The 4,457-nt window shown below is 42.8% G+C and carries 8 protein-coding genes; all 8 read right to left on the bottom strand.

The genetic code is table 11. The features are described from left to right. Nucleotides 1–453 (bottom strand): MazG nucleotide pyrophosphohydrolase domain-containing protein (locus J6U00_RS05795; protein WP_296580089.1); only part of this gene is annotated, 453 nt, incomplete at its 3' end. Beyond that, a complete protein-coding gene (locus J6U00_RS05790; protein WP_296580087.1) occupies nt 446–754 on the bottom strand; it encodes a hypothetical protein in 309 nt (102 codons plus the stop codon). The genes J6U00_RS05795 and J6U00_RS05790, both read right to left, overlap by 8 nt. Further along, nucleotides 720–1,058 (bottom strand): VRR-NUC domain-containing protein, encoded by a 339-nt coding sequence (locus J6U00_RS05785; RefSeq protein ID WP_296580085.1) that lies wholly within the window; start codon nt 1,056–1,058, stop codon nt 720–722. Before J6U00_RS05785 ends, J6U00_RS05790 begins: the two co-directional genes overlap by 35 nt. Beyond that, nucleotides 1,024–1,239 (bottom strand): hypothetical protein, encoded by a 216-nt coding sequence (locus tag J6U00_RS05780; RefSeq protein WP_296580083.1) that lies wholly within the window; start codon nt 1,237–1,239, stop codon nt 1,024–1,026. Before J6U00_RS05780 ends, J6U00_RS05785 begins: the two co-directional genes overlap by 35 nt. Beyond that, nucleotides 1,236–2,594 carry a DEAD/DEAH box helicase gene (locus J6U00_RS05775; RefSeq protein ID WP_296580082.1) on the bottom strand — a complete coding sequence of 453 codons (1,359 nt, stop codon included), beginning with the start codon at nt 2,592–2,594 and terminating at the stop codon, nt 1,236–1,238. Before J6U00_RS05775 ends, J6U00_RS05780 begins: the two co-directional genes overlap by 4 nt. Beyond that, on the bottom strand, nt 2,591–2,890 hold the full coding sequence (locus J6U00_RS05770) for a hypothetical protein (RefSeq protein WP_296580080.1): 300 nt from the start codon (nt 2,888–2,890) through the stop codon (nt 2,591–2,593). Before J6U00_RS05770 ends, J6U00_RS05775 begins: the two co-directional genes overlap by 4 nt. Nucleotide 2,891: 1 nt before the next feature. Then, on the bottom strand, nt 2,892–3,101 hold the full coding sequence (locus tag J6U00_RS05765) for a hypothetical protein (RefSeq protein WP_296580078.1): 210 nt from the start codon (nt 3,099–3,101) through the stop codon (nt 2,892–2,894). Nucleotides 3,102–3,386: 285 nt separating this feature from the next. Further along, nucleotides 3,387–4,457, bottom strand: a 1,071-nt coding sequence (locus J6U00_RS05760; protein ID WP_296580076.1) for a DUF927 domain-containing protein, incomplete at its 5' end; no start/stop codon positions are given.

Raw genomic sequence — 4,457 nt, 5'->3', positions numbered from 1 at the left:
CGGAAACACACGCTCCATTTCTGCTTCCCTTTCCTCTCGGATCCTGCGGAGCTGCCTGTCAATCTTCTCGTGAATAATCTCGTCTATCCTCTCAGCTCCCAGAAGCTCACGGAGCTGTAAAGCTATTACAAGCACATCAGCAACCTCTTCCTTGATGTTGTCGTATGCGTCAGTGTTACCCCTGCGGAGCTTGTTCAGAGCCACCGTAAACTCAGCTGCTTCCTCAGTGAGCATGTTCGCCTGACTTGTAAAGCCGTAATGGTCGGCGATCTGCTTGAGCTGTGACCAGATTGCATTGTTAATATTAAGTTCAGCATTTTCGAACTGTAGCTCAGATACTTTGCTATAGGCAGCATTTACACCTGCATCATACCCTCTGGACCATTCATCAGTAGCATCACAACCGCCGATATCATGTATAGCCTTTAGCGCTATGCTTTTGAAATCAAACATTAGAATCCTCCTTCGGAATTATTGTTATACCCTCTATGGAATACCCTTCGCGGAGCCGCTTCTGGTATTCCTTACATATTTCTGTGAACTGGTTGTATTCGGCCAGGAATCTCTGGTATGTATTGTATGCAGCTGTCTTCATCTCATGGCCTTTCTCTTTGTCAATCCTGCCTGCCTGATAGCTGGAATATATGCCAAACAGCATATAATACAGCATTGTCTCAGGTGGATTCAGGTCCTTCGGTGCCGGCTTACCGCAGGCTGCGTCATGTTCGATTTTCTGTAACAATTCTGACTGCATCTTCCACGCTCCTCGCTATATCAGCAACACAGCCGTATTTATCACGCATAACTGCTATAAAATTTAACTGTTCTTTGCTGGCCTTACCTGTTTCCGTCTTAACTTCTATAAAATATACCTTTCCGTCTTTAACAGCCATAAGATCCGAAAAGCCTTTCGGGAGTCCAGTGTCAAACCACCTGCCGTCCTCAGTCTTAAAGCGACCTACATTTACTCTGAATACACAGTATCCGAGCTCTGAAAGCTTTAAGCGGATAGAATTTTGTAAATCATGCTCCGTCACGCTGGCACCACCGCCTTTCAAATTCTTTTAACTCTTCTTCGGTAGGTACTGTATCCTCAAGCCCATAAATACAGCCGCTTTCAATAGAACACCAATGTAAATCATCAGCAGTTTCTACCCACTCAGGATAAATACAATATCCGTATTTACAATCCTGACAGAATTTTATAACTGGATCAATGCACCTTGTAGGTTTATTCATACACCTATCACCTTTCGCATATAATTGTATTTACTTGGTATCGGTATGTCGTTCATGGCCGCATACCTTATACACCATGCAAACTTATATTTATGAAGCTTCTGGAATTCTACTACCTGCGCCCATGTTTCAAGGACCGCATCTGCAAGTTTGGTATTCTTAATTTCATCCTGCCGTTTCATCTCCACCAGGTCAATCTCTACCACCGCCTTATCTTTGCGCTGCACTTCCTTGACAGCAGCATATCCGCAGTAAGGACACTTATCAAGCTTTGGTGAATATACTGCAAAACAATTAGGACACTCCCTGATCTTGACCATGTTCTCCTGCTTCTTTTTAGGCTCAAGACTCCACTTTCTGTCATCGTCCGGAAGTCCGTGAAGATAACAGTTGCCGACATGATCAATAATTATAGCTGTCTTATTCTGCATGTATCTCATAGAGCGCATGCTCTGCTGAATGTATAACGTCAGGCTCTGTGTTGGCCGGAGCAGGACCGTGCATTCACAATCTGGAACGTCCAATCCCTCACCAAAAAGCTCGCAGTTAGTAAGTATCATGAGCTTACTGTCTCGAAAATCCTGCATTATCCTCGCCCTACGCTCCTTCGGAGTGTTTCCGCTGAGCGATGCAGCTGTATATCCTGCCTGCCTGAACTGCTCCGCTGTTTCCTCTGCAGCTTCAACCGATGCACAGTAGGCTATGGTTTTCTTATTAAGTGCCAGTCGTTCCCACTGTTTCACCGTCTCTCCGTAGATCTCTTTGTTCTGCATCAGCTCCGCAACTTCATCAGCCTTGTAATCGCCTGCCTTGATGTGGAGTCCTGAGGTATCTGCAAGCTTAACGGAGTAATATTTATAAGGTGACAGGTATTTGTTTTCTATCAGCCACTGTGTTGATACTGATGTTATCAGCTCGTCGTAGATCTCACCGAGGCCGCCTTTGTTAAGCCTTATCGGAGTAGCCGTGAAGCCGAGCCGCAGTGCCGCAGGAAACTTACTGTATATCTTCTTATAAGTATTCGCTGTTGAATGATGTGCTTCATCTGTGATTATGATCTTCGGCTCTGGTATCTGTTCGAGCCGCCTACTCACTGTCTGGACCATGCTTACCGAACAGAGGTCCATGTTTACGCCCTGAGCAGAAAATGTACCTGTTATCTGCTCGCACAGCTCCTTACGATGTACCAGGAAAAGAACTCTGTTACCTTTATCCGTCGCTGAGCGAGATATCTCAGCTTGTATTACTGACTTACCGCCGCCGCAGCCGAGAACCGAAACGATTGACTTGCGCCCGTGCATGATTGCCAGCCTGATCCGTCCTATAAGTTCAGCTTGATATTCTCGTAGTTTCATTCTGTTTCCTCACATAGATCTCTCCAGTTGGCTTTCAGTTTGACATAAAAAAGCCTATTACTGTCAATAATCACTTCAGCTATAACCCTCTCAACAAGATCTTCGAAAATCTGTTTAAGGATATCATTTCTATTTATGTGTTCAAACCTAAACGCAGGAATATAGATGTGCTCATTGTTTATAGGCATCATGCCATACTCCAAAAGATTCCATGTTACATCGTAAGAGTTTGCATAGGAAAAAGCCCTGATGGCCGTTGTATCATCACAAACATAAGTTGAAGCTTTATATTGCATTTTATCGCTCCTTTGCATCAAATATTTTGACATCATTAGCGATTGCGCACGCAATACTATCAATACAATTAATAGCTTTTTGCTGTGTATCAAATCTTGCAATAATACCACCTGGGTCAGCCATTACTGCATATTTCCCGTTATCTCTTACTATCTCTATTGTTTTTGCATTATTACAGTTAATAAGGCTTTTATCTGTTAAAATATACATTTAAATACCTCCTTGTTTATATTGCACATAACCCCACGGCCCCCACACTTGCCCCACATATATTGGGGCAACATTTTTGCCTATATATAGCCGTTTATTATGTGTATGCCCCACATCCCCACAAATTCGCGCATTGCTATAGGTATTTCAACTATAGTTAATATTATATATAGTGCGTATATTTTTATGGTATATATCCGGTAAATGTGGGGCATACTAAAAACAACTCGTTTTTGCCGCTATATATAGCATTTTCCAATGCCCCACAAATGTGGGTTATAACACTCACAGGATATCCACATATTCTCCAACAAGCTCGTCTGATAAATCTTCCAATGGTAGCTTTATAATATAATAATGACTTCTGATTCCATATACTGATGTTTTTACAGTTTTATGACGGTCAACACTGTTTTTATTGTATTCAAGCAGACCATTGCTATCCATCCAACTTATTGTTGCAGTTTTTGAATATCCTTCATCATTTAGACATTTTGTCAGCTTAGAAGCATTAATCCAAACTTTATCCTCAATTATTTTTCCCCATATTTCACCTGGGTTATCTTCTGGTTTATTAAACCTTGCTCGATTCATTGCAATGTAATCGCACAGGAAGTTATAAGCTCTCTGACCTGCAGAAACCTCTGACTTATCTTTAAGGAATCCAGTTATATCTCCAACCGTCAGTACTCTGCCGGACTTGAATATGTACTTGTCAGCCAGCTCATCTGCTACAAGAAGCATTGCCGCTGCCATCGCCTGCTTCTCAGTTGAGTCACCGCTGGATAGCTGTTTGAATAAGTCTCGGTACCGTGTCCTTGCCTCTTCCAGGACATCTTTTGTCATTGCTTCTATGAAATCTCTGCCTGCAAATCCATAATTCTGTTTGATTATCGCCGATGTTGTAAAGCCGTCCTTGATCACGCTTTCAGAAGCTCTGCATTCAATATCTATTACTCTGTTGACCGCTCCAGCTCCTGCTGAAACTTGAACTATTGGTGATTCGCCGGTAGTAAGAATGCATAAGCTCCATGTCGGAACTGTATCAATACCGCCTGCTCTGTTGCCTCGACCTCTGCCGACTCCCTGTGCAAGTTGATAAACATCGAATTTACTTCGCCCGTGACTATCCTTACTTAGCTGAAGCTCGTCTATACATAATGGTATGTTGTTTAGAAATGCTGCTGTGCGTTCACAGGATACTTGAGTAGAATTAAAAGTCTGAATATACTGGCCTACATCAGGATTTCCCCAAACTGAAGCAGCAAGCATAAGAGCCACCGTTTTACCTGTTCCTGACTCTACACCCCATAAATGTACAAAAAAAGGAAGGCAACCCATTTTGCAGAGCAGCGG

It is taken from the genome of Ruminococcus sp. (assembly GCF_017650195.1).
GTDB lineage: Bacteria > Bacillota > Clostridia > Oscillospirales > Ruminococcaceae > Ruminococcus.
The sequence above is the reverse complement of the archived record's forward strand: the minus strand, read 5'-3'. Positions and strand labels throughout refer to the sequence as shown.

Excerpts from the sequence above, each read along its gene's own strand:
- J6U00_RS05790 (WP_296580087.1), bottom strand. The coding sequence starts at position 754 with ATGCAGTCAGAATTGTTACAGAAAATCGAACATGACGCAGCCTGCGGT.
- J6U00_RS05780 (WP_296580083.1), bottom strand. The coding sequence starts at position 1,239 with ATGAATAAACCTACAAGGTGCATTGATCCAGTTATAAAATTCTGTCAG.
- J6U00_RS05775 (WP_296580082.1), bottom strand. The coding sequence starts at position 2,594 with ATGAAACTACGAGAATATCAAGCTGAACTTATAGGACGGATCAGGCTG.
- J6U00_RS05770 (WP_296580080.1), bottom strand. The coding sequence starts at position 2,890 with ATGCAATATAAAGCTTCAACTTATGTTTGTGATGATACAACGGCCATC.
- J6U00_RS05765 (WP_296580078.1), bottom strand. The coding sequence starts at position 3,101 with ATGTATATTTTAACAGATAAAAGCCTTATTAACTGTAATAATGCAAAA.